This is a genomic window from Streptomyces sp. NPDC049813, from assembly GCF_044465085.1.
Classification (GTDB): domain Bacteria; phylum Actinomycetota; class Actinomycetes; order Streptomycetales; family Streptomycetaceae; genus Streptomyces.
Genome location: NZ_JBITLI010000001.1, coordinates 763,241 through 787,714, shown reverse-complemented (window position 1 = coordinate 787,714; position 24,474 = coordinate 763,241). Strand labels below are relative to the sequence as shown.

The following is a 24,474-nucleotide window of genomic DNA, read 5'->3' as shown; positions in this document are numbered from 1 at the left end:
GGCGAGTTCTCCGGTCGACCGGGTCTTGGCCCTCGCTGCCGGGCCGGTGCGCCCCCGGCTCGTCCGGCGGCGCACTCAGCGGGAACGCAGGCACAGCGGGTGCCCCGCCGGGCTGGCGTACACGCGGCTGCCGGTGGCGTCGGTGACCTCGGTGGTGGGCCGCAGCCGGGTCGCGCCGGCGGCGGTGGCGGTGCGGTCCGCTTCCGCCAGGTCGTCGACGGTGAAGTCCAGGTGCAGCTGCTGGGACGGGCCGTCGGGCCAGCCCGGAGCGGTCTGCCGGGGCGCCGACTGGACGACGATGACGGGCAGGCCCGGGGCCTGGATGAAGTGGTGCGTGGGTGTGCGGCTGATCGAGCCGCCGAGCAACCGGTGCCAGAAGGCGCCCTCGGCCTCGATGTCGACGGCATCGACGATCACGGAACTCAGCGTGAAGGACATGGAGCGCCTCCCTTGTAAGGTGAACCCGACTCCGGAAAAGGTAGCACTTAAACGGAGCCCGACTCACCTTATGGAGGTTTCCCTTGCCGACATCCCGCCCGATGCGGGCCGACGCGCGCCGCAACCGCGAGACGCTGCTGTCCGCGGCACGGCAGGCCTTCCTCGACGGCGGCGCCGAGGTGCACGTGGAGGACATCGCCCGCGGAGCAGGGGTCGCCGTGGGCACGCTCTACCGCCACTTCGAGACCCGCGAAGCGCTGATCGAGGAGGTGTGGCGCTCCGAGGTCGACGAGCTGTGCGCCGCCGCCGACGGACTGCTGGACCGGTTCGCCCCGCTCGACGCGCTGCGGAGGTTCTTGCTGCTGCTCGTGGACCACTCCGCCGTGGGCAAGGGGATGTCCGTCGCTCTGGAGAGCATCATGGCCACCGACTCACCCGTCTTCGACGACGCCCGTACCCGCATGGCCGACGCCCTCACCCGGCTCCTCGACGCGGGCAGCGCGGCCGGCACGGTGCGCGGCGACGTCACCGGGGCCACGCTCCTGCGGGCCCTGGGGGGTGTGTGCACCCTGCGTGCGACGGAGGGGTGGATCGACGAAGCCCGGCAGATCGCCGGGCTCCTGCTCGACGGGCTGCGTCACGGCGCCACGCACCCCGCCTGACCACCTGTCCTCATGGCGTCCGCGCCAGGTCCCCTTCCGTCTCCGTCGGGACCGGTACGGGCGCCGTGACGTGGACGGCCCGCGCCGGGAGCCTGGGTTCGACCCGCAGCAGCGCGAGGCTGCCGATCAGAACGCCTGCCGCGAGGACGGTCCAGGTCAGCGCCGTGGAGGCGGCCAGCAGTGCGGTGAACAGGGCGGGCGCGGCGGCCTTCGCGATGGACCACGACAGGAAGTACGTGGACAGGTATCGGCCGCGCATGTGTTCCGGGGCCGCGTCGGACGCCAGCGCGCCCGACGTGGTGCCGTGCAGCAGCTCGCCGCAGGTGTAGGCGAGCGTCGCCAGGGCCAGGCCCGCGTAGAGCCAGGGGCTCGGGCCGAGCGGGTCGAGGAGGCCGAAGCAGGCGAAGGAGGCGGCGAAGACCACGCCGCCGAGCGCCGCCGCGCGGGTCCTGCGGGTCCGGACCAGCGCCTTGGTGACCGGGACCTGGGCCAGGGCCACCACCACGGTGTTCAGGGTGAACAGCAGGCCGGGTGCGGACGGCGACGCCTTGAGCGACTGCGTGACGTACACGGGCAGGATCACGCTGAGCGACGAGTAGCACAGGGCGAGGGGGATGTTGGCCGCCGTCAGTTGGAGGTACGGGCGGTCGCGCAGCACGGCGCGGTACCCCGCGGCGCCGCCGTCCGGATGCGTCCGGGCGCCGGGGGCGGGACCCGTCGGCCGCGCGGGCATCCTCAGGGAGGCGATCAGGGCCGCGGCGACGCTGAGACCGACACCGCTGCCGATGACGACGCTCTGGTACGCCCAGTCCGCGTCGGCCCCGAGGACCAGACCGGCGAGCAGCCCGCCCGCGCCCATCCCGGCGTTGCGCAGGCTGTACTGGGAGGCGAGCAGCCGGTCCCGCTCCGCTCCCCGGGCCAGTTCCGAGACCAGGGCCTGGATCGACGCCTGGAAGGAACGGTCGCCGATCGCCACCAGCGTGGCGCAGAGCAGCACCTGCCAGAAGTCGTGGATGAGCGGGTAGGTCAGGAAGCCGACGCCCCGGATCACGAACCCGCCCACGACGGCGCCGCGGGCGCCCCAGCGGTCGATCACGGTTCCGGCCAGTGGGCTGACGGCGAGGCCAAGAAGTGCCGCGAGGGTCATGGCGGTGCCGATGCGCGGCATGGAGATGCTGGTGACGTGGTGGAAGTACAGCAGCGAGACCGGGATGTACAGGCCGCTGCCGACGGCCTCCGCGGCGACCGCCGCCAGGTACCGCAAGCGGCGGGCGGGAGGGGGTGACGGCAGGGGACGGTGGTCGTCGGGCACGGGGGCTCCTCGGCAGTACGGCGTCTTTCGCGTCCCGGAGCCTGCCGCACGGTGTTCCCGATCACGTCCCGCTCCGTTCCTCCCGACCTGGGCTGCCCGCTCTCCCGGCCAACGAGTATCTTCGGTACCGCAAGGCCCCCACCTGGGCTTTTGAACCAGCCCGAGGAGGGATCGACGTGACCGCGGAAGCACCGGACCGGGTGCGGTACAACATTCTCGGCACCCTGGAGATCTGGGTCGACCAGCACCGGCTGCGCCTGGGCGGGCCGATCCAGGAGCGGGTGCTGGTCACTCTTCTCCTGGAGCCCGGCAAGTGCGTGCCGGTCGCCCGGCTCGTCGAGGCGGTGTGGGAGGACGAGCCCCCGGCGACCGCGGTCCACCAGGTGCGCAAGGCCGTCGCCGATCTGCGCCGGCGGATCCCCGACGGCGCGTCCCTGGTCCTGACCGACGGCCCCGGCTACCGGGCGGTCCCCCAGGACGATCAGCTCGATCTCGGCCGCTTCACACGCCTGACCGAGCAGGCGCGCCTGGAGATCGCGGCGGGCGCCCCGCACGAGGCCGCCGACCTGCTGCGCGAGGCTCTCGCCCTGTGGCGCGGCCCGGTCCTGGCCGGCCGCGGCGGCGCCGTGCTGACGAGCGCGGCGACCGCGCTGGACGAGCGGCGCGTCGCCGTCGTCGAGCAGCTCTTCCAGCTCCGGCTCGATCAGGGCGAGGCGGCCGAGCTGGTCGGGGACCTGCACGCGTACGTCGCGGAGCATCCGCTGCGGGAGACGCTGCGGGCGCTGCTGATGCTCGCGCTGTACCGCTCCGGACGCGCCGCCGAGGCGCTGGCCGAGTACGGCAAGGTCCGGGAGATGCTCGTCGAGGAACTCGGCATCGATCCGGGGGCGCGGCTGACGAAGCTGTACGAGGCCGTCCTGCGCAACAGCGAGGAGCTGGTGCTCGCCGAGCCCGCCCCGCCCGCGCAGGCACCCGGCGCCGCGGCGCCGCGGGTCCCGGCGGCGGGGCCGTCCACGCTGCCGTACGACCTGACCGACTTCACCGGGCGGGAGGCGGAGCTGGAGCGGCTGCTCGCCTGCGCCGACGAGCACCGCGGCAGCACCCGGATCGTGGCGGTCGACGGCATGGGCGGCATCGGCAAGACGTCCCTCGCCGTGCGGGCCGCGCACCAGCTCGCCGACCGCTACCCGGACGGGCAGCTGTACATCAATCTGCTGGGGTACTCCCCCGGCGAGCAGCCGCTGGGCGCGTCCGCCGTCCTCGGCGCGCTGCTGCGCACGCTGGGCGTGCCCGACCAGCGCATTCCCGAGGACCAGAGCGGCCGCACCGCGTTGTGGCGGGCGACCGTGGCGGGCCGCAAGGTGCTCCTGGTGCTCGACAACGCGCTGAACTCGGCGCAGGTGCTGCCACTGCTCCCGGCCTCTCCGGGCTGCCTGGTGCTGGTCACGAGCCGGGCCGCCCTGCTCGATCTGGACAGTGCCACGCGGCTGCACATCGAGGTGCTGTCGCCCGAGGACAGTGCGGCGATGTTCGCGGAGACGCTCGGTGAGCAGCGGATGGCGGCCGAGCCCGACGCGGCCGCCGCGCTGGCGGAGCTGTGCGGCCATCTGCCGCTGGCGCTGCGGATCGCGAGCGCCCGGCTGCGCAACCGCCGGCGCTGGACGGTGCAGTACCTCGTGGACAGGATGCGTGACGAGACGCGGCGGCTGAACGAGCTGAGTGCGGGCGAGCGCAGCGTCGCCGCGACGATCCGGCTCTCGTACCAGGCGATGGACGAGCGGCACCGGACCGCGTTCCGGCTCGGCGGGCTGCACCCGGGCAAGGACATCGACGTGATGTCCTTCGCGGCGCTGATGGGCACGGACCGGTGGGAGGCGGAGGCCGTCCTGGAGCGCCTCCTCGACGAACACCTGGTGCAGCAGCAGGAGATAGGCCGCTACACGCTGCACGACCTGGTCCGAACGTTCGCGCGGAGTCTGCGCCCGGACACCCCCGCCGTGGCGGACCAGCAGGCCGTGGAGCGGATCGTCGACTACTACGTCGCGGTCTCCGAGCGGGCCTGCGCCGTGTTGTTCCCCGGCAGGTCGCGGCGGTTCGACCATCATCCGCCGCCCGTGACGGCCGAGTCGCCGGAGCTGGAGAGCGAGCAGCAGGCGCGGGACTGGTTCGCCCGGGAGCACTCCGCGCTGCTCAGCGCGGTGGTGCTCGCCCATGAGCAGGGGCTGGACGCGCAGACCGGGCTCCTTGCCCGCAATGTGCTCTACCACCTGCACCTGCGCAGCTACTTCGAGGAGTACGGGGCCGTGGCCCAGCTCGCGGTGGACTCCGCCCGGCGCCGGGGCGACGCCCGGGTGCTGCACAACGGTCTGACCAACCTGGTCTCCTCCCGCTGGAAGCTCGGGCGGTTCCGGGAGGGGCTGACGGCCGCCGCGGAGGCGCTGGAACTGGCGCGCTCCAGCGGTGACGTGCACGGGGAGGCCGTCAGCCTGGACCAGCTCGGGCTGTTGCACGGCTGTCTCGGCGAGCTGCGGGAGGGGCGCGAGCATCTGCTGCGCAGCATTGCCCTGCACGAGCATCCGATGCGCAAGGAGATGGCGCTGTGCAATCTCAGTTCGGTCTGTGCCTGGCTGGGGCGGTTCGAGGAGTCGGCGGCCGCCGCCGAGGAGGCCGTCTCGCTGCGCCGCAGCGACGGTGACCTCGCCGTCGGGGTCGCGGCCCTGAACGACCTGGCGATCGCCCGGCTCGCCCTGGGTGAGCCCGAGCGGGCGGCCGGCTGCCTGCGGGAGGCACGCGGTCTCGGCGACGGGTCGGCGATGTCCGAGGAACTGGCCCTCACCCTGGCGCTGTCCGCCGACACCGCGCAGCGCCTGGGCCGCGCCGAGTCGGTCGTGGCCTACGAGGAGCGGGCCCTGGAACTGGTGCGGACCCGCGGCACGGCGCTGCGCCGCTGTCAGGTGGAGAACATCGTCGGCCGGTTGCGCCGCCAACGAGGCTTGTACGAGCAGGCCCTGGAGCTGCACGAGAGCGCGGCGCGCTGCGCGGCCTCCATCGAGTACCGCGTGGAGCTGGCGCGCGCCCTCGACGGGAGGGCCGACGCTTCGAAGGCGCTCGGCGACGCGGCGGCCGAGGCCCGGCTGCGCGAGGAGGCCGACGGCCTGTTCGCGGCGATGGGGATGCCGGTCCTCGCGCGCTGAACGGGACGGCCCGTGGGCCGCCCCGTTCAGCGCGGGGGGCGCGGCGGGCTCAGGCTCCCGGGGAGTCCGGGCCGCCGTTGGTGAAGAGGCCGATGCTCAGCGACCCGCGTTCCTGGTCGCTCGTCACCTGGACCACGTCCCCGCCGGATCTCGTGCCGGTGACGGCGGCGGTCGCCGCCGAGCCCCCGGCGTGGGGCTGCGTGGCGGCCGGGACGAGGGTGCCGACGAGCGCCGCTGCGCTGAGGGCGATGAGGGCGGCGATCTTCGTGCGCATGATGGAACTCCTACTTGGTGCGAACCTGCGGTGGGTGGCAGCGGCCCGGTCGGGCCCTGCCTGCGATGTCCCTCATGGTGGCGACGACCGTTCCCGATCTCGTACCGCCCGGATACCGAACGAGCAGTGTCCACTACGGTGCGTCGCCGTACAAGGGGATTCGGGCGTCGCCCGGCGTCGTCCCGCACCGTCCTGCCAGGGGATTCAGGTGACGACGATCTCGCGCTCGAAGCGCTCCCCCAGCGCGCGGAGCCGCTCCTCGCACGCGGCGCGGGTGTCGCCCGTCAGCACGGCCGCCGCCAGGAAGTCCGAGGACAGAGCGGCCGGAGCGAGCCGCTGACCGGGGCGCGCGAACACCTCGTAGAACTCGACGTACGGCTCGGCCGGCGGCGTCGGCACGGCGCGCACCTCGCCCGCGCGCTTCATGATCAGGACCTGCCCCGCCATCCGGTGCGGTGTCAGCCGCGCGCCCCGCGGCAGCCGGTCCAGGGCCGGGAGCGCGAGGCCGGCCTCGGCGCGCGCCGCGTACTCGACGGGGTGGATGCCGTAGGCCGCTTGCACCACGTCGCGGACGCGGCCGCCGGCCGGCCGGCACGCGATCTCGCACAGCACGAGCCGGTCGTCCGGGGTGTGGAAGATCTCCGCGTGGAACGCGGTGTCGGCCGGGGCCCCCAGGGCCCGCAGGAGTTCGTCCGTGAGCGCCTGGAGCCGGGCGGTGACCGGGTCGTCCGGGTCAAGGGTCAGATCGATGCGGGCGCCGCGGTCGGTCTGGAACGAGGCCAGATCGTACTGGTACTGCGACGCGCAGGACACCGCCGTGCGGCCGCCCGCGACGAGCCCGTCCACGTGGCACATCCGTCCCGGGACGAAGGCCTCCACCAGCACGTCCGTGCGCGGGGCCGCGCCGGCGGGGAACTCCCGGTCGATGTGGTCCGCGAGTTCCTCCTCGGTGCGCACGATGCGCAGGCCGACCGAGCCGAAGCCGTCCCTCGCCTTGAACACCAGCGGCAGGCCGTGCCGTTCGGCGAAGTCCCGGGCGTCGGCGGCCGTCCGCGCGAGGGTGTGCGGGGCGACGTCGATGCCGGCCGCGGCGGCGCGCTCCTTCATCAGCACCTTGTCGCGGAAGGGCAGGACGTCGTCGCGGCGGGGGCCGGGCAGGGCGAGTTCCTCGCGCAGCAGTGCGGCGCGCAGGAGTTCGGCCTCGTGGTGGGCGACGATGTGGGTGACGCCGTGCCGGCGGGCCAGTTCGAGCGCCCGGCGGGTCACCGCTTCGTCGTCGTCGAAGCTGTCGAGGATCTCCAGGTGCCGGTAGCCGCCGGGCCCGTCGGGCACCCGTTCGCCGCCCTGCTCGATGCGGTCGCGGGCGGCGATCAGCACGACGCCGCCGTCGTGGTCGGCGAGCCAGCGGTCGTAGGGGAACGGGCCGAGCGGGAAGCGGTGCAGTACGAGGACGCTCACGCGTCACCTCCGGGAAGTGCGGGCCGGGGCCCGGGAGTTGGCTCAGGTGTAGGTCGCGACGGCGGTGGAAGCCCCCGCGGGGACGGTTGCGGCCCTGGCGATCGCGCTCGGCGACGGGGCGGTGCCGAGGACACGGCCGAGGCCGTCCACGGCGGCCGCGCACCGCGGCACCGGGCGCGGCACCGGCTCCCCGGCGAGCCCGCGGAAGAGCCACGTCTCGGGGTCGAACCCGGCTGTCGCGCGCAGCAGTTCACCGGCCCGGCTGCCGGACCCCGCGCGGACCGCGAGGACGCGCGGACCGTCGTGGGCCGGGACGACGTGGACGTCGGCGAAGCCGAACTGGAAGTCCGCGAGGTCGAGCAGCGCGGTGACCACGGAGCGCAGCTCGGCCAGTTCCTGACCACCGACGGCGGCCGGGGCGATCTCCCTGATGTGCGCGGTGCCGGTCGCGGGCCGGCGGGTGGTGACGACGAGGACGTGGTGCACGCCGTGGACGGTGAGCGTGTGGACGCCGAAGCCGGGGCCGGCGGGCGGTTGCCCGCGGGTGTCGAAGCGGCCGTCCTCGTCGAGGAGTTGACGCAGGCCCGCCGGGTCGGTCAGCCGGCGCACCGACTCGGCGCTGGTGAGTGCCAGCCCGTCGGTGTCGGCCGCGACGCGCACGGCGTGGGCCGCGGGCCCGTCGTCCAGGCACACGATCCCTTCGGCGCCGTGCCGGGCCGCGGCCCGGCGGACCCGCGCGGCGAACCCTTGCGGGGTCAGGTGTGCGGCGTACCGCAGGGTCCGTACGTGGAAGCCGGCTCCGGCGGCCCGGTCCGCGGTCCGCGGGTCCGCCGCGACGAGGAGCAGGCGCCGGGGTTCGGCGGTGCTCACGGCTCGTCCCGCGATCCGGCCCGCGGCGCCGCGACCAGTTCGTCGGCGAGCCTGCCGCCGATCGACCAGTGGTCGTGCGGTACGTCCCGTACGAGCACGGTCACGGAGCTGTGCGGGCATCCGGCGATCCGCGCGGCGCTCTCGGTGAGTTCCGCGACGAGTGCGGCGCGGGCGGCGCGGTCGTTCCCCTGCCACCAGTCGACGGTGATCACGGGCATGGCTGTTCTCCCTGGTGCGTGGTGGAGGTCCGGCTGGGGGGCGGGGTGCGCTGTGGATCGTCGTCCCAGACGCTGAGGTAGCGCTCGCCCGAGTCGGGCAGCACGGTGACGACGGTGCGGCCCGCGTACTCGGGCTTGGCGGCCAGTTCGGCACAGGCGTGGACGGCGGCGCCCGAGGACACGCCGACGAAGAGGCCGTGGCCCGCGGCGAGCGCGCGGGCCGACCGCCACGCGTCGTCGTCGGAGACGGTGACGATCCGGTCGATGAGCGAGACGTCGGTGGTGGGTGCCACGAACCCGCCGTTGAGGCCGGGGATGCGGTGCAGGCCCCCGTGTCCCGCGGACAGGACGGGCGAGCCGGCCGGTTCCACCGCCACCACCTGCACGGCCGGGTCCTGTTCCTTGAGGTAGCGGGCGATGCCGGTGAGCGTCCCGCCGGTGCCGACGCCGCACACGAACATGTCGATGTCGCCGCCGGTGGCCTCCCAGATCTCGGGACCGGTGGTCGCGTAGTGGGCCCGGACGTTGTCCTGGTTCTCGTGCTGGCGGCAGAGCCAGGACCCGGGGGTGGCGGCATGGATCTCCTCCGCCTTCGCGATGGCCCCGGCGTAGCCCGCGTCGCGCGGGGTCCGCACGACCCGGGCGCCGAACGCCCGCAGCAGGGCCGCGCGTTCGTCGCTCGCGCTGTCCGGCAGCACGATGACGCAGCGGTGGCCCCGGGCGGCGGCCAGGGCGGCCAGCGCGATCCCCGTGTTGCCCGACGTCGCCTCGACGATCGTGCCGCCGGGCAGCAGGTCGCCGCGCCGCTCGGCCGCGTCCAGCATGAACAGGGCCGCCCGGTCCTTGATGCTGGACAGCGGGTTCGCCGCCTCCAGCTTCGCCAGCACCCGCACGTCGGGCCGCACGCCGTCGGGGCGCAGCCGCACCAGAGGGGTCGAGCCGACCAGGTCGGCGATGCCGTCGACGATGACGAGAGACATGGCGCTCCTCACTCCGCGTGCGCGAGGGCGCGGACGGTGGGGTCGGCGGCAGTGGTGTCGCCGGCGGTGGTGTCGCGGAGAGCGGTGTCGCGGACGGTGGTGTCCGGTTCGGTGCCCTGTTGCTCGGGCCACCAGCTCAGGTAGCGCTCGCCGGTGTCGGGGAAGACGGTCACGACGGTGGCGTCGGTGAGACCGTGGCGTCGGACGAGTTCCCTGCACCCGTGGGCGGCGGCGCCGGACGAGACGCCGACGAGCAGCCCGTTGCGGGCGGCGATCTCCCGGGTGGCGGCGGCCGCGTCGTCGTCCGACACCGCGATGACCTCGTCGATCAGGTCGCGGTCGGTGACGGGGCTGATGAAGCCGCCGTTGAGACCCGGGATGCGGTGCGGCCCGGGCTGCCTGCCCGAGAGGAGGGCGGAGCCCAGCGGCTCGACCGCGACCACCGTCAGGTCCGGGTTGTGCTCCTTGAGGCAGCGGGCGATGCCCGTGAGGGTGCCGCCGGTGCCCACGGAGCAGACCAGGTAGTCCACGCGGCCGCCCGTGTCCCGCCAGATCTCCGGCCCGGTCGTCGCGTAGTGGGCTCGTACGTTGTCCGCGTTCGTGTGCTGACTGGCGTACCAGGAACCCGGTGTACGGGCGTGCAGCAGCTCGGCGTGCTCCACGCAGCCGGCGAAGCCGAGGCGGTGGTCGGTGAAGACGACCTCGGCGCCCAGCATGCGCAGGGTCGCCACGCGTTCCCGTGTCGCGTTGTCGGGCAGCACGATGACGCAGCGGTGGCCCCGGGCGGTGGCGAGGGCGGCCAGCGCGATCCCGGTGTTGCCGGACGTCGATTCGATGATGGTGCCGCCGGGCAGCAGGTCGCCGCGCCGCTCGGCCGCGTCCAGCATGAACAGGGCCGCCCGGTCCTTGATGCTGGACAGCGGGTTCGCCGCCTCCAGCTTCGCCAGCACCCGCACGCCGGGCCCCACGCCGTCGGGGCGCAGCCGCACGAGGGGGGTGGAGCCGACCAGGTCGGCGATGCTTTCGGCGATGGTCTCGCCCGGGGGCAGGGTCATGGTGTGGTCCTCACAGTCACGCGTGGGTGGGGGCCCAGGGGGCCGGTGGGCACGGGGGGTTGGTGGCCATGGGGGCCCGGTCGGCGCAGGGGGTCCGTGGGCGCAGGGGGTCGGCGCCACGAGTGGGGCGGGGGTCGGCGGAGCGTGGCGGGCTCACCACGAGCCCGCCGACGCCGTGGCCGCGAAGAGGTCCTCCATCAGGCGCGGCCGGTCTCCGACGGGACGGATCACCGCGGTGGGGGCCAGCACCCGGGCGTGGGCGGGCACGTCCTTGTGCACGAGCGCCTGGGCGCCGATGACGGCGTGGTCCGCGATGGTCACCGGGCCGAGCACCGTCGCGTTGGTGCCCAGGACGACGCCGTCCCCGACCCGGGGGTGCCTGCGCTCTCCGGCGGGCCGTTTCACGTCGCTCCACCAGCCGACCGCTCCCAGCGTCACCTGGTGGTAGATCGTCACGTCGTCCCCGACCTGGGCGGTCTCCCCGATCACCACGGCGGCACCGTGGTCGATGAACACGCGCCGGCCGAGCTCGGCGCCCGGGTGGATCTCCACGCCTGTCGCCCGCCGGGCCAGATAGGCCAGCAGGCGGGCGGTGAGCCGTCGACCGCGGCGGTGCAGCCGGTGGGCGACGCGGTGGGTCCACAGGGCCGGCAGCGCGGGGTGCAACAGGGCCTCGCGGCGGCTGCGGATGGACGGGTCGCGTGCCACGACCACGCCCAGGTCCTCGCGCAGCGTGCGCCAGAGACCGGGGGCCTGCTGTTCCTGCATGGCAACTCCGTTGTGTGTGCGGCGACATGTGTGTGCAGCGACGTGTGTGCCGTGACATGTGTGTGCCGTGACGTGACGCGCGGCGACAGGTGCGCGGTGGTACGAGGTGCGGGAGCGAGCCGTGTCAGGTCCGCGCACCCGCCCGGTGCCCCGCCGCATCAAGCACCGCGTCGACGAGCGCGGCCAGCTCGGCGACGACCCCCGGATCCGTGAACTCGCCGTCCGCCGACGCGATGTCGTGGGCCGCGCCGAAGGCGACCGGAGCACACCCCAGTACCTCGGCACCGCACCGGCGCAACACCCCCACCAGGGCGGCCTGCGCGTCGAGCCCGCCACGCGCGCCGGGCGAGGCGCTCAGCACGGCGACGTGCTTCCCGGCGAGCGCGCCGCCGCCCGCCGGACGCGAGAGCCAGTCCAGGGCGTTCTTCAGGGCGCCGGACATCTCCCCGTTGTAGGCGGGCGTGCTGATGATCAACACGTCCGCCGCCCCGACCAGCGCCTTGGCGTCGCGCACGGCGTCGGAGCTGTCCGCCAGTTCGACGTCCCCGTCGTAGAGGGGCAGCAGCCCCACCGGCAGCAGCGTCGCCGTGTGGACGCTCCCGAGCGTGTCCTCCGGTTCGCGCAGGAGCCGGGCCACGGTCCGCAGGGCGGTGGTGTTGAGGGAGTCCTTGCGCAGACTCCCGGAGATCAGAACGACATCGGCCACGGTGTACCGCCTTTCACGGAACTCGACTGGTCCGCAGCCTGACCGCCGTCGGTCCCGGTCCGGTCCCGGTCCGGTCCCGTCCTGGGCCAGGAGGGGAACGGGAACGTCCCGGGAGCGGTCACGCCCAGCCTGACCCCGGGCCGCAGGTCCCCGGCGTCGGCGCAGCCAGCGCGTCGCGGGGGGCCGGCGCACCGGTCTCCCGTACGGCCACCACGGCCAGGGGGACGCGGGCGGCGGCCGACCGAAAGGCGCCAGGGGGGCAAGGTTCCGCCACCCGTCGCTCACCACGAATCGGGGACGATGCAATGAAGACTGCGAGTGCACCCACGTCAAGCCCGGCCCTCACGGGCCCTTGCCTGCCGGAGCTGCTGGCCCGGCAGAGCGTCCTGCGGCCCGACGACATCGCCGTCGTCCACGGCGGCGAGCGGCTCTCGTTCCGTGAGTTGCACGACCGGTGCCGTCGCCTTGCCGCGCGGCTGGCGGGGCTCGGCGCCGGTCCCGACCACTGCGTCGGCCTGTTCACCGATCCGTCCAGCGAACTCATGGTCGGCGCCTGGGGCGTCCTCGCCGCGGGCGCCGCCTATCTTCCGCTGTCCCCGGACTACCCCGAGGACCGCCTGCGCTACATGATCGAGGACTCCGGTACGCGGGTCATCGTCACCCAGGACCACCTGCGGGAGCGTCTCGTGGCCCTCGCCCCCCAGGACACCACCGTCATCACGGTGTCCGAGGCGCTCGCCGACCCGGCGCCCCCGGGTCCGGCCACCGCCGCCTCCGAAGCCCGCGTACCGTCGCCGCGCGGGGAGGATCTCGCCTACGTCATCTACACCTCGGGCAGCACCGGCAAGCCCAAGGGCGTCATGATCGAGCACCGTTCGATCGCCCACCAGATGCGGTGGCTGGCCGCCTGCGGGTACGTCGGTCCGCAGGTCACGCTGGTGCAGAAGACCCCGATGAGCTTCGACGCCGCCCAGTGGGAGATCCTCGCGCCGGCGGCCGGCGCCCGCGTCGTCATGGGCGCCCCCGGCATCTACCGGGACCCGCAGGCCATCGTCCGGACCATCGCGGCCCACCAGGTCACCGCCCTGCAGTGCGTGCCCACCTTGCTCCAGGCGCTGCTCGACACGGAGGACTTCGCCTCCTGCACCAGCCTGAACCGTGTGTTCTCCGGCGGTGAGGCCCTGACGCACAGCCTGGCCCGCGACTTCTTCCACGAGATGCCGGGCGTCGCCCTGGTCAACCTGTACGGCCCGACCGAGACCACCATCAACGCCACCGCCCACCAGGTCGATCCGCTGTGCGTCGGGGGCGAGGCGTCCGCCACGGTGCCCATCGGCGTCCCCGTGGACGGCGTGAGCGCGTACGTCCTCGACGAGGAGCTGGCCCCGGTCGACATCGGCGAACCGGGCGAACTGTACGTGGGCGGCGCTCAGTTGGCCCGCGGATACCTGGGAAGGCCGGAGCAGACCGCCCGGCGTTTCGTGCGCTCGCCCCTCGATCCGGCCCAGCGGCTGTACCGCACGGGCGACGTGTGCCTGTGGAATCCGGACGGCACGCTCCAGTTCGCCGGCCGCACCGACAACCAGGTCAAACTCCGTGGCTACCGCGTCGAGTTGGAGGAGGTCTCCTCGCGTGTCGAGGAACACACGTGGGTGCGGCGGGCCGCCACCGTCGTCGTCGACGACGCGCGCACCGGTCATCCGGCGCTCGTGGCGTGCGTGGAGCTGAATCCGAAGACCGCCGCCGTCATGGACCAGGGCGCGCACGGCGCCCACCACCAGTCCAAGGCGTCGAAGCTCCAGGTCAAGGCGCAGTTGTCCAGTCCCGGTGTGCGGTCGCGCGCCGCGCTCGCCGGGCGTCCCGTGATCGCGCTGCCCGGCCGCGACGCCTCCCCGGACCAGCGTCGGGAGGCCTTCGCACGCAAGACGTACCGCTTCTACGAGGGCGGCCGCGTCACACGCGCCGACGTCCTCGCGCTGCTCGCTCCCCGGCGCGCGACGCCCCGACCGCGCCCGCTCGCCGACCTCACGCATGCCGAGTTCGGTCACCTCCTGCGCTGGTTCGGCCAGTTCCACAGCGCGGAGCGGTTGTTGCCGAAGTACGCCTACGCCTCTCCCGGTGCGCTGTACGCGACGCAGCTGTACGTGGAGTCGGGCGGCGTGGCGGGGCTCGCGGCGGGCGTGTACTACTACCACCCGGTGGACCACACGCTGGTCCGGGTGAGCGACGGCACCGGGCACTGCCCCGCCGGGGGCCTCCTCGTCCACTTCCTCGGCAAGCGCGAGGCGATCGAGCCCGTGTACAAGAACAACATCCAGGAGGTCCTGGAGTTCGAGACGGGGCACGCGCTCGGCGTCCTGGAGGAGAAGCTCCCGGCCCTCGGCCTGTCCATCGCCCCCCTGGGGCACTTCGCCGACGTCAAGCCGGCTCTGGACGTGGCCGCGGACGACCACTACCTGGGCACGTTCTCCATAGCGGAGGCCGCCGACCACCCCCGGACGGCCGCCGTCGAACTGTACGTACAGGTCCACGGGGACGATGTGGACGGGCTTCCTCGCGGCCAATACCGCTACGACGCGGGCCGACTGACGCGTATCGGCGACCAGTTGATCGAGGACCGGCACGTCATCGCCATCAACCAGGGGGTCTACCGGCGCGCGAGCCTCGGCATCAGCGCGGTCGGCCGCGCCCGTGAACCGTGGCTCGACTACATCGGCCTCGGCACCCGGCTCCACCACCTCCAGCGCGTCCCGGGGTTCGGCTTCATGGCCTCCGGCTACTCCTCGAAGACCGGCAATCCGCTGCCCGCCGCACGCCGCCTCGACGACATCCTCGCGGCCGCGGGCATCCCGGGCGGGGCCTCGTACTTCTGCCTGGGCGGCCGCGTCAGCGACGAACAGGTCGCGAGCGAGGGCATGTACGAGGACTCGGTGCACACCAAGGGGCCGGCCGAGATGATCCGCGACGAGCTGTCCGCCTTCCTGCCCGACTACATGGTGCCGAGCCGCGTCCTGGTGCTCGACTCCCTGCCCCAGACGGCCAACGGCAAGGTGGACCTCAAGGCCCTCGCCGCCTCCCCGCAGGTGGCCGCGGCCCGCCCCTCCTGCCCGTACGTGGCCCCGGCCACCGGCACGGAGAAGTGGCTGGCGGAGGCGTGGGCGAAGGCCCTCAAGTACCCGCAGGACAGCCCGGTCTCGACCCAGGACGACTTCTTCGCCGGCGGCGGGAACTCCCTGATCTCGGTGACGCTGACCAACAGGATCAACCGGCACTTCGGTATCTCCCTGCCGCTCCAGGCGATCTTCGAGACGCCCCGGCTGGGCGACCTGGCGCGCCGTATCGACGAAGACGCGTCCGCGCCGGCCTCCTCGCCCACGACACGGCTCGTCCCCCTGGCCCCCGACGGCGACCTGAGCCCCGTCTTCTGCTGGCCGGGCCTGGGCGGCTACCCGATGAACCTGCGCCTGCTGGCCCAGGAGAACGATCTCGGCCGCCCCTTCTTCGGCATCCAGGCCCACGGCATCAACGCGGGTGAGGACCCGTACCCCACGATCCGCGCCATGGCCGAGGCCGACATCGCGGAGATCCGCCGCCTCCAGCCGAGCGGCCCGTACACCCTCTGGGGGTACTCCTTCGGCGCCCGCGTCGCCTTCGAGGCCGCCTGGCAGCTGGAACAGGCCGGGGAGAAGGTCGAGAACCTCTTCCTCATCTGCCCCGGCAACCCGAGACTGCGCGACCACGACGGCCGATCCTGGGGCCGTGCGGCGTCCTTCGCCAACCCCGCGTACGTGACGATCCTCTTCTCGGTCTTCACCGGCGCGATCCGGGGCCCGGCACTCGACAGCTGCCTCGCCTCCACGCACGACGAGGACAGCTTCACAGCCCACATCCACACGCTGCTGCCCGCCCTGGACACGGCCACGATCCGTCGCATCACCCACATCGTCGCCACGACCTACGAGTTCGACTACACCTTCCACGAACTCATGGAACGCACCCTCGACGCACCGGTGACCCTCTTCAAGGCCCGGGGCGACGACTACTCCTTCATCGAGAACCACTCCGGCTACTCGGCACAGCCCCCCACGGTCGTCGACCTGGAGGGCGACCACTACGGCGTCCTCAAGGCCCACGGCATCGGCGAACTCACACGCCGGATCAGCGAGTCGGTGAATTCGGTGGGCACCATGTGATGCCCCGGCGGCCTGCGGACGCACGTCTGCGGCGCGCTCGCCTACCCAGCGGCATCGTCGAACGTCAGCTGGGTCCAAGGCGTCGCGCACCGGGGGCACCGGCATGTGGGGAACACCGGATGCGGGACGTTGATCCACCGGCTGCTGACCGTCTGGCCGTTCGAGAGCTCCAGCCGGAGCCTGGCCCGGGCGGGGTGCACGCCTTCGCTGTCGTCCGGGCGGGGCGGCAGGACCCACTGCGGGGTCCTGCGCCCGAACGCCTCCATCGTGATCTGTTCGGCGCCCTCGGTGCGGAGCGGATACGTGCCCAGGTACCGCAGTTCCTTCTTCCGGACCTGCCCGTGCCGCGTCTTGATGAGAACCCACTTGTAGTCGTAGAAGAGCACGACCACAGAGCCGATCTTGACGTCCACCTCACTGCGGGTGGTCAGCCTCGCGCTGAAGGTCGGCACGGCCTGCCCTGCGGACCCGTCGGCCGCGGCCTCTCGGCTCTTGAGCCGAAAGGCCGCGTGCGTGACATGGACGGTGGGCCGCTTCCGCCGGAAGTTCGCATAGGTGAGCGTCGCGTTGGCCGCCGCGGCGACGGCACTGCCGGTCGCTATCAAGCGGGCGACGTTGTCCGGATCCGCCATGCTGCACCCCTCACGTCCGACGCCCGGGTCGACGGGCAGTGCGTGCAGAATCCCCTGCCGCACGGCTGCGCATACCTGCTTTGAGGAGGTTCTGAGGTGCGGCAGCACCGGATCGCAGACACCTCGCCGGTGGCCGGCTCAGACGTTGGCGTAGCCAGGAATGGTGGCCTTGATGCGTTCCAGTTCACGCTCGTCGGAGACGCCCTGGAAGTCGTGGCGCGGGGTGTACGGGAGTTCCAGGCGGCGGGCCTCGTCGTCGGTGAGGTCGAGGTCGAGGGAGGCGACCGCGTCGTCGATCTGCTGGACGGTGCGGGCGCCGACCAGCGGGGCCGCGACGACGGGGTTGCGGCGCAACCAGGCCAGGGCGACCTGGGCGCGGCTGACGCCGTGGGCGTCGGCGATGGCGCCGACCTCGTCGATGATCAGCCGGTCGCTGTCGGCGTTCGCCTTGTAGAGCATGTCGGCGAAGCCGCCGTCGGTGGCCGCGCGGGTGCCGGCGTTCGCCTCCTCGAAGGGGCGGGCGAGACGCCCACGGGCCAGCGGGCTCCAGACCATGGTCGCCACGCCCTCGTCGGCGCACAGGGGAAGCATCTCGCGTTCCTCCTCGCGGGCGAGGAGGTTGTAGTGGTCCTGCATGGTCGCGAAGCGGGCCCAGCCGTGCCGCTCCTGGAGGTGCAGCGCCTTGGCGAACTGCCAGGCGTGCATCGAGGACGCTCCGAGGTAGCGGGCCTTGCCGGCCTTCACCACGTCGTGGAGCGCCTCAAGGGTCTCCTCCAGCGGCGTCTCGTTGTCGAACCGATGGATCATGTAGACGTCGACGTGGTCGGTGCCCAGGCGGCGCAGGCTGGCGTCGATCTCGGACATGATCGCCTTGCGGGACAGGCCGCCGCCGTTGGGGTGCCCGGGGCGCATCGCGTGGCGGACCTTGGTGGTGATGACGACGTCGTCGCGGTCCGCGTAGTCCTTCAGGGCGCGGCCGAGGATCTCCTCGGACGAGCCGTAGGAGTACATGTTCGCGGTGTCGAAGAAGTTGATACCCGCTTCCAGAGCGTGCTTGATCAGGGGGCGGCTCGACTCCTCGTCGAGGGACCAGACGGGGTGACCGCGGTCGGGCTCGCCGTAGGTCATCGCGCCGACGGCGATCGGTGAGACGTCAAGGCCGGTGCGGCCCAGCTTGATGTAACGCATGGGGAAGCTCCTAGAATGGCCAGGAAAGAAGCGGAGATGTCTCCGTCTGACTTCTCCGACGTTAACGGAGACCTCTCCGCATCGCAAGCGGAGCCGGCTCTCCGCGCCATGCCCACGCCGTACCAGCACCAGCACCAGCACCAGGAGGACTCATGCCGGAGGCCGCGCGCCAGCGCTCCGACGCGCTCAAGAACCGGGAACTGATCCTCCGGGTCGCCCACGACGCCCTCCAGGAGTCCCCCGACGCCTCGCTCAACTCCATCGCCAAACGGGCGGGCATCGGCCCCGGAACGCTCTACCGGCACTTCCCCACCCGCGAAGCGCTCCTCCTCGAAGTGCATCAGCAGGGCATCGACCGGCTCACCGACGCCGTGACCGACGCCCTTGCCGCCCACCCTCCGCTGGAGGCGTTCCGCGCCTGGTTCACCACCCTGGCCGGCTACGTCCGCATCAAGCACGGCCTCGGCGAAGCACTCCACTCCGCCGCGGCCCAGGACGTCGTCAGCGCCTCCTGGCCTCCGGTCACCGCCGCCGTCCGACGCCTCCTCGACGCCTGCGCCGAAGCCGGCGAGGTGCGGCCCGGCATCGACCCCGTCGACGTGATCATGCTGCTGAGCTGCCTGTGGCGCACACCGGACAGCCCGGAGGGCGCCGCCCAGGCGGACCGCCTCATGGATCTGGCCATCGACGGCCTCCGCCCGTGACGAGCCCCCGCGAGCCGGGCTCGACGCCGGCACGGTGAGCCCCACCATGGCGCCCACCTGAGTACGCGGTGACGGCTAGGCTCATCCGCATGCTGAACCGGCTTCCGTTCAACGAAGAGTTACGCTCCGCTGTCGGCGTTCCGCACCGGAGCAGGCTGCTGGACAGCAGTCCGCGGTCACGGGTGTGGCGGGTCCGGCTGGCCGACGGGAGGCCGGTGGTCGTCAAGCAGATCACTGACGGCGGGGACCCGGAGTCCGACGCGGACACGCGTTTCGCGCGGGAGGTCGCCGGGTTGCGCCTGGCGGGGCGGGCGACCGGGCCCGCCGTGGCTCCCGCGCTGCTCGCCACGGACCTGCCCTCGCGGGTGATGGTCCTCGACCACGTGGACGACCTCGGCAAGAGGGACGACTGGATGCCCGGGTACGCCGAGTCGCTCGCCCGGCTGCACGCCCTGACCGGACCGGCCGACGCGGGCGCGCTCCCGCTCTGGTCCGGGCCCACGACCGCTGACGCGGAGTCCTTCCTCGCCCTGGCCCGTGCGCTGGACGTACGGATCCCGTCCGCGGTACCCGATGAACTCGCGGCCCTCCTGGACCGGTTGGACCCCACCCCGCATCATGCGCTGCTGCACGGCGATCCGTGCCCCGGCAACGACCTGCGGACCGCCGACGGCGTCTGCTTCGTCGACTTCGAACGGGCCTCGCTCGGCAACGGGCTGATGGAACTCGCGTACTTCCGCGTCGGCTTCCCCACCTGCTGGTGCGCGATGTCGGTCGCCCGGGCCCCGCTCGCGGAGGTCGAGGACATATACCGCAGTACGTGGCGCGGCCTCACCGGCCAGGACGTGCCGGGCGACCTCGCCGACGCGTGCGCCGGCTGGCTGATCCAGGGGGACTCGCTCGTCGAACGAGCCCACCGCGGGACGGCCGACCACCTCGCCCGGGTACCTGCCGAGGACTTCACCTGGGGCTACGTCTCCGCCCGCGAACGGCTCGTCCACCGCCTCGGCGTGGTCGCCGACCTGACCCGCGACCACGACCACCTGCACGCCGTGGGCCGCCTCAGCTCCACCCTGGCGGGTCGCCTGGTGGCGCGCTGGCCGGGCCTGCGGCCGCTGCCCGCGCACGATTCCCGCCCCTGGTGAGGGGTGAGCGCCGGCTGATCTGCCGTCAGAACTCGGCCGCACCGTTCTCGACCGTGCGAGCGAGGATCCCGAGCGTGGCGCGCAGTCCGGCCTCCGGGATGACGGGGAAGACGCCCGCCTCCCGGTACTTGTCGTCGATCTGGCTCCAGTCGTAGTACGAGGTGACGAGGGTTCCCGTCTCACTGGGTTCGAGTCGGTACCCGTAGAGGTGCCGGATGGGCGGCTGGATGGTGCCGGAGATCGTCCATTCCAGCAGCACGTCGGGTTCGTACCGCGTGATGATCACGGTGACGTCGTACCGCCCCATCGGGAGGTCGCCGAGCGCCTCCCGGTCCATGTGGACGATGAACTCGTCGCCCACCCCGCTGACGGGCTCCCCCTCCGCCGACTGCAACATCCCTGAGCTGTCGATGGCCACGTGGCCCCGCGGGGATCGCAGGACCCCGAAGACCTTCGACGGGGGCGCGGCGATCTGGCGGGTGACATCGAAACGTTCGCTTGTCGTCATGCCTCACCCTCGCATGCTCGCTACCGCCGCTCGGCGACGGGGCGCCCAGTAGCCGGGGACATTCGGCAGGCTGATGGCCGACAGCTCCGACGCCGTCACGGTTCCCCCATTCGGAGCAAGGAGCGTCCAGGTACCCGGGAGCAGCAACTCCCCCTCACGGCAGCGGAGTTACCCGTGGCGGTACGTCACGACATGCCAGGCCACGCACACCGTGCCGTGCACCGGCTGTACCGCCGCGATTACCTCCAGTCATGAGCCCTTCTGAGCGGCCTACGGTGTGCTGCGGGCTCTTCCCCCGGGAGGAAGTACATGCGTTCGCTGAAGATAGCCACCGGCACCACCCTCGCCAGCGCCGCCCTGCTGTTCGCCGCGCCGATGGCGTCGGCCTCCGACACCCAGTGCGACCCGGCCACCGCGGCCGCCCAGGAGGCGGAGAGCGCGTACAAGTCCGCGCTCGCCGACTACCAGAAGCAGATCGATGACGGCGGCCACCCCGGCACGGCCGAGAAGGACAACGTCGACCAGCTCAAGCAGAAGGCCGACTCCGCCGCCTCCGAGGCGCAGCGCATCTGCGGCGACACGGTCATGAACCCCACCCACAAGCCTTCCGGCGCGATGCACACCGGCACCGGCCCCACCAGCCCCATCGGTGTGCCCGCCCTGGCCGCCGCCGGCGCGGTCGCCGTCGTCGCCGCTGCGGGCATCGGCCTGCGCCGTCGTTCGGCCGCCGGCCGCCAGCACTGACAGCACCCCGGCAGGCGGGTGCCACCAGGGCAGGGCCCTGGGCGGCACCCGCGCCGAGGACGGATCCCGGAAGGACCCGGTCGTGGCCGCGCAACGCAATCCAGGCAGCACATCCCGCGCCGCGGGTTGTATCTGGGCACTGCTCCTCGTCGGCAGCGCCGCCGTCACCTTCGGGATCACCGGCATCGAGCAGAACCCGGTACCGCCGCAGCCGGCCGAGCGCCACACGCACCAGGCCGCCGCGGCCCCCGCCGCACCGCCCCTGCCGGCCTCAACGCCCCGGCGCGTGCGCATCCCGGCCCTCCGCGTCGACGCCCCACTGACCGGACTGGCCCTCGACGGCGACGGCCGTCTCGAGGCGCCGCCCGAGGACGACCCGGGAATCGCCGGCTGGTGGAGTCGGGGCCCCTCCCCCGGCAGCCAGGGCACCGCCATCATCGCCGGACACGTCGACCTTCCGTCCGGCCGCGCCGTCTTCTACGACCTCGGCGCCCTGAAGCCCGGCATGCACGTCGACGTGCCCCGCCAGGACGGGGTGACCGCCCGCTTCACCGTCGACGCCATCGACGTCTACGACGCCGCCGACTACCCCGACGACAAGGTGTACGCCGACACCGGCCGCCCGGAACTGCGCCTCATCACCTGCGGCGGCGGCTACGACCACCAACGCGGGCGGTACAACGGCAACGTCGTCGTCAGCGCCCACCTCACCGGCGACAACCGCTGAGAGCGGCGGCACTCCCGTATACGTGCGAGCGGCCGATGAAGGTCCGGTTCCGTGATGCCGCTGGGAAGCAGCGGGTCGAGTCCGGGTTCGAGACCGACACTGCGGCGCAACGCGTTCGGCAAGGTGAAGTCGACGCTGCTGGACGCGCGAGCAGCCACGGCCGGCGCGGGTGGCGTCTCCCATGACTGGACAACCGTCAGCTCGCGCCGTCACGGCCTGCAATGACGGCGCGTACGGCACGGTCTCCGCGCGGGTCGGCCATCAGGCGGGCGAGGTCCCACCACCGCAGCAGCAGCGCCGGATAATGCGGCGGGATCGCGTCCATGAGGTCGCGGTTGAACCGGGCGCGGACACCTTCGTGGCGTAGGGCGGCGCGGATGTCGTCCAGGGACGGCGGTCGGTGGCGAATGGCGGGCGGCAGCGTGGCCTCATACTCCGGCGCCAGGGTGCGGCCGGGCCGGGCCAGGACGTTTCCGCCCAGCGCTGCGGCGACCTCGTCCTCCAGTTCCTGCTGCGCCTGCACGGCACGACTCCACCACTGGTCGAGGAAGGCTGCGGCGGCTTCGGGATCGGTCAGGACGAGGGCATCGCGCTGCTCATCGAACTGATCACGGGCATCCGCAGGCAGAGCGGTCCGGATCGCGCCGAGAGTCTTGTCAGGATGGCGTGGCGATTCCTGGCCGCGGTGGCTCATCCACTGGCCCCGGCACTCTGCGTCAGAAGGTGGTCCCCATACCAGGGCCCCGTCCAGCATGCCGGGCTTCTCGGGGCCGGCTCCCGTGACGGGGGCTTCCAGGCTGATCGCCATGAGTTCCAGGTAAGCGGGCAGCGACGCATACTCACGCTCGCGCCCTGCGAATTCGGTCCACTGCCAGACCTCCCCGGTTTCGCCATTCAAGTAGAGGCCACAGGCGGTGTCTTGAGGGGTGAGGGAGCAGAATGGTATCCACGTCGGTTCCCACGGTGCGCGGGCAGTTCGGTCACTGAGGGTGTCTTCGTCGTCCTCGGTCCGAAAGTTCAGCTGCCTCTGGTACACCTCGCTGGCTGTCCGGGGCGAGAGGCGCATGTCCGCCGCTCCCATCACCTGATGGCCAGTCAGGAAGGTCGGCACCGGGTCAGCGCCGGTTCCCCCGCGGCTTCAGCGGCATGTTCGGCAGCTCCGGAGCCGGCAGTGACTCCCCGTCGTACCCGGTCACGTCGCCGAACCGGTCCCCCGTCATCCAGTCCGCCCGGGCCTGCGCGATGTCCTCGTGCGAGCGGCCGATGAAGTTCCACCACATGACGATCTCCTCGCCGAAGGGCGGCCCGCCCAGCAGGACCGTGCGTGCCGGTGCGTCCGTGTGGTTGGTGAGGGTGAGAGTGGGGGCGCCCGGTGGTGCGTAGCCCAACTCCGCCTGCTTCAGTGGCGTTTCGGCCAGCGTGACCTCTCCCTGGTCGACCAGGAGGCCGTGTTCGAAGGAGGGGTCCACGGTCAGGGTGACGGTGGCGCCCGGCGCCAGGAGGAGTTCCGCGCCGAGCAGGGGCGTGAAGGTGTGCACGGGGGACGTCGCACCGGCCAGCGCGCCCAGGAAGACCCGGAGTCCGGCGCCGTCGGCGAGCTGGACGGGCTCCGGCGCGTAGTGCTGGAAGTCCCGTGCGGTGAGCCGGTGTCGCTCCGGCAGGGCCACCCACAGCTGGACGCCGTGCAGCAGGGTGGTGGCCGGGGTGGAGACCTCGGAGTGGGCGATGCCGAGGCCGCCGGTCATGAGGTTCAGCTCGCCGGGCCTGACCATGGCGTGCGTGCCCAGGCTGTCCCGGTGCTCGATCTCCCCGCTGAACAGCCAGCTCACCGTCTGCAGGCCGGTGTGCGGGTGCGGGGCGACGTCCATGCCGCCGGTGTCCGTCACGTCGTCGGGGCCGTAGTGGTCGACGAAGCACCACGCCCCGATCAGCGTCCGGGCCCGCTGCGGCAGCGTGCGCCGTACCGTCATCGCGCGCGGGCCGCCCAGCGGCACGTCGCGGGCGGTGAGCACCTCTACGTCGCTCATCCCTGCGCCTCCACCCCAAGTAATTTGACATTCAACAACTGACGACGATCATAAGCCCCGATGCCCTGTGACGCGACCCCGCGCCCGGACCACGGCCACCGACTCCGACCCCAGGGGCGCCCCATGAATGTCACCGACACCGACACCGACATGAATAGCGGCCCTGCGCCACAAGCGGCCACCACCCCCACCCAGCGCCGTGTCTTCGTCGACAAGCAGACACCGAAGGCCTACCACGCCCTCGTGCAGACGTCGGAGGCGGTGCGGGCGGCCGCCGCGGAGGCCGGGCTCGACCGGCGGCTCGTCGAACTGGTCAATCTGCGGGTGTCGCAGATCAACCGGTGCGCCTACTGCCTCGACGTGCACACCCGGGCCGCCCTCCGCGCCGGGGAGAGCACGCAGCGGCTGGGCACGCTCGCCGCCTGGCGCGACACCGAACTGTTCACGGAGCGGGAGCGGGCGGCGCTCGCCCTCGCCGAGGCGACCACCTCCCCCGCCGACGGCGCGGGTCAGGAGCGCGCCTACGCCGCGGCCCGCCGGGTCCTCGACGACGCCGAGATCTCCGCCCTGATCTGGGTGGCGATCACCATCAACGCCTTCAACCGGGTCTCCGTACTCAGCAAGCACCCGGTCCGCCCGGCGGCCGGCGCCTGACCAGCTGCGGCACACCA

23 protein-coding genes are annotated in these 24,474 nt (G+C 72.7%); 8 read left to right on the top strand and 15 right to left on the bottom strand.

The features are described from left to right. Positions 1-75: 75 nt before the first annotated feature. Entirely contained in the window at positions 76-438 is a 363-nt protein-coding gene (locus ACIBW6_RS03465) for a VOC family protein (RefSeq protein ID WP_399056079.1), read from the bottom strand. An 83-nt stretch (positions 439-521) separates the two neighbouring features. Here ACIBW6_RS03465 and ACIBW6_RS03460 point away from each other — a divergent pair, with 83 nt between their 5' ends. Further along, on the top strand, positions 522-1,100 hold the full coding sequence (locus tag ACIBW6_RS03460) for a TetR/AcrR family transcriptional regulator (protein WP_399056077.1): 579 nt from the start codon (positions 522-524) through the stop codon (positions 1,098-1,100). Between the two features lie 10 nt (positions 1,101-1,110). Here ACIBW6_RS03460 and ACIBW6_RS03455 read toward each other — a convergent pair whose 3' ends face one another. Then, a complete protein-coding gene (locus tag ACIBW6_RS03455) occupies positions 1,111-2,412 on the bottom strand; it encodes an MFS transporter (RefSeq protein ID WP_399056075.1) in 1,302 nt (433 codons plus the stop codon). Between the two features lie 176 nt (positions 2,413-2,588). Between ACIBW6_RS03455 and ACIBW6_RS03450 the strand changes: the two genes are divergently transcribed. After that, positions 2,589-5,606: a BTAD domain-containing putative transcriptional regulator gene (locus ACIBW6_RS03450; RefSeq protein ID WP_399056072.1), complete on the top strand. Its 3,018-nt coding sequence runs from the start codon at positions 2,589-2,591 to the stop codon at positions 5,604-5,606. A gap of 49 nt (positions 5,607-5,655) precedes the next feature. Here the strand turns inward: ACIBW6_RS03450 and ACIBW6_RS03445 are convergent, their stop codons facing one another. The 8 genes from ACIBW6_RS03445 to ACIBW6_RS03410 all read right to left on the bottom strand — a co-directional run bounded on the left by ACIBW6_RS03445 (position 5,656) and on the right by ACIBW6_RS03410 (position 11,935). Continuing rightward, positions 5,656-5,880, bottom strand: coding sequence for a hypothetical protein (locus tag ACIBW6_RS03445; RefSeq protein ID WP_399056070.1), 225 nt, complete (start codon positions 5,878-5,880; stop codon positions 5,656-5,658). Between the two features lie 204 nt (positions 5,881-6,084). Then, positions 6,085-7,338 carry a hypothetical protein gene (locus ACIBW6_RS03440; RefSeq protein ID WP_399056068.1) on the bottom strand — a complete coding sequence of 418 codons (1,254 nt, stop codon included), beginning with the start codon at positions 7,336-7,338 and terminating at the stop codon, positions 6,085-6,087. A gap of 42 nt (positions 7,339-7,380) precedes the next feature. Next, positions 7,381-8,208 (bottom strand): hypothetical protein, encoded by an 828-nt coding sequence (locus ACIBW6_RS03435; protein ID WP_399056066.1) that lies wholly within the window; start codon positions 8,206-8,208, stop codon positions 7,381-7,383. Continuing rightward, a complete protein-coding gene (locus ACIBW6_RS03430; RefSeq protein WP_399056064.1) occupies positions 8,205-8,426 on the bottom strand; it encodes a 4-oxalocrotonate tautomerase family protein in 222 nt (73 codons plus the stop codon). The genes ACIBW6_RS03435 and ACIBW6_RS03430 overlap by 4 nt, the downstream gene beginning before the upstream one ends. Beyond that, on the bottom strand, positions 8,417-9,406 hold the full coding sequence (cysK, locus tag ACIBW6_RS03425) for a cysteine synthase A (protein WP_399056062.1): 990 nt from the start codon (positions 9,404-9,406) through the stop codon (positions 8,417-8,419). The genes ACIBW6_RS03430 and cysK overlap by 10 nt, the downstream gene beginning before the upstream one ends. Positions 9,407-9,414: 8 nt before the next feature. Beyond that, complete coding sequence (locus ACIBW6_RS03420) at positions 9,415-10,461, bottom strand: PLP-dependent cysteine synthase family protein (RefSeq protein WP_399056061.1); 1,047 nt, start codon at positions 10,459-10,461, stop codon at positions 9,415-9,417. A 153-nt stretch (positions 10,462-10,614) separates the two neighbouring features. Continuing rightward, complete coding sequence (gene epsC, locus ACIBW6_RS03415) at positions 10,615-11,229, bottom strand: serine O-acetyltransferase EpsC (RefSeq protein WP_399056059.1); 615 nt, start codon at positions 11,227-11,229, stop codon at positions 10,615-10,617. Between the two features lie 124 nt (positions 11,230-11,353). Next, entirely contained in the window at positions 11,354-11,935 is a 582-nt protein-coding gene (locus ACIBW6_RS03410) for an NADPH-dependent FMN reductase (RefSeq protein ID WP_399056057.1), read from the bottom strand. Between the two features lie 305 nt (positions 11,936-12,240). Here ACIBW6_RS03410 and ACIBW6_RS03405 point away from each other — a divergent pair, with 305 nt between their 5' ends. Then, a complete protein-coding gene (locus ACIBW6_RS03405; RefSeq protein WP_399056055.1) occupies positions 12,241-16,128 on the top strand; it encodes an amino acid adenylation domain-containing protein in 3,888 nt (1,295 codons plus the stop codon). 41 nt (positions 16,129-16,169) lie between these two features. On the opposite strand, the gene ACIBW6_RS03400 is transcribed toward ACIBW6_RS03405, so the two are convergent. Both ACIBW6_RS03400 and ACIBW6_RS03395 read right to left on the bottom strand, forming a co-directional pair. Continuing rightward, a complete protein-coding gene (locus ACIBW6_RS03400; protein WP_399056053.1) occupies positions 16,170-16,760 on the bottom strand; it encodes a hypothetical protein in 591 nt (196 codons plus the stop codon). Positions 16,761-16,898: 138 nt separating this feature from the next. After that, on the bottom strand, positions 16,899-17,948 hold the full coding sequence (locus tag ACIBW6_RS03395; protein ID WP_399056051.1) for an aldo/keto reductase: 1,050 nt from the start codon (positions 17,946-17,948) through the stop codon (positions 16,899-16,901). A 152-nt stretch (positions 17,949-18,100) separates the two neighbouring features. On the opposite strand from ACIBW6_RS03395, the gene ACIBW6_RS03390 reads away from it, so the two are divergent. Next, on the top strand, positions 18,101-18,652 hold the full coding sequence (locus ACIBW6_RS03390; protein WP_399056049.1) for a TetR/AcrR family transcriptional regulator: 552 nt from the start codon (positions 18,101-18,103) through the stop codon (positions 18,650-18,652). 89 nt (positions 18,653-18,741) lie between these two features. Next, a complete protein-coding gene (locus ACIBW6_RS03385; protein WP_399056047.1) occupies positions 18,742-19,797 on the top strand; it encodes a phosphotransferase in 1,056 nt (351 codons plus the stop codon). Between the two features lie 25 nt (positions 19,798-19,822). On the opposite strand, the gene ACIBW6_RS03380 is transcribed toward ACIBW6_RS03385, so the two are convergent. Further along, on the bottom strand, positions 19,823-20,305 hold the full coding sequence (locus tag ACIBW6_RS03380; protein WP_399056045.1) for an SRPBCC family protein: 483 nt from the start codon (positions 20,303-20,305) through the stop codon (positions 19,823-19,825). 309 nt (positions 20,306-20,614) lie between these two features. On the opposite strand from ACIBW6_RS03380, the gene ACIBW6_RS03375 reads away from it, so the two are divergent. Together ACIBW6_RS03375 and ACIBW6_RS03370 are read left to right on the top strand one after the other, a co-directional pair. Further along, on the top strand, positions 20,615-21,049 hold the full coding sequence (locus ACIBW6_RS03375; RefSeq protein ID WP_399056043.1) for a hypothetical protein: 435 nt from the start codon (positions 20,615-20,617) through the stop codon (positions 21,047-21,049). An 82-nt stretch (positions 21,050-21,131) separates the two neighbouring features. Beyond that, a complete protein-coding gene (locus ACIBW6_RS03370; protein WP_399056041.1) occupies positions 21,132-21,776 on the top strand; it encodes a class F sortase in 645 nt (214 codons plus the stop codon). Between the two features lie 196 nt (positions 21,777-21,972). Here ACIBW6_RS03370 and ACIBW6_RS03365 read toward each other — a convergent pair whose 3' ends face one another. Further along, on the bottom strand, positions 21,973-22,887 hold the full coding sequence (locus ACIBW6_RS03365; protein ID WP_399056038.1) for an SMI1/KNR4 family protein: 915 nt from the start codon (positions 22,885-22,887) through the stop codon (positions 21,973-21,975). A 4-nt stretch (positions 22,888-22,891) separates the two neighbouring features. Further along, positions 22,892-23,803: a pirin family protein gene (locus ACIBW6_RS03360; RefSeq protein ID WP_399056036.1), complete on the bottom strand. Its 912-nt coding sequence runs from the start codon at positions 23,801-23,803 to the stop codon at positions 22,892-22,894. Positions 23,804-23,953: 150 nt separating this feature from the next. On the opposite strand from ACIBW6_RS03360, the gene ACIBW6_RS03355 reads away from it, so the two are divergent. After that, complete coding sequence (locus ACIBW6_RS03355) at positions 23,954-24,457, top strand: carboxymuconolactone decarboxylase family protein (RefSeq protein WP_399056417.1); 504 nt, start codon at positions 23,954-23,956, stop codon at positions 24,455-24,457. Positions 24,458-24,474 lie beyond the last annotated feature (17 nt).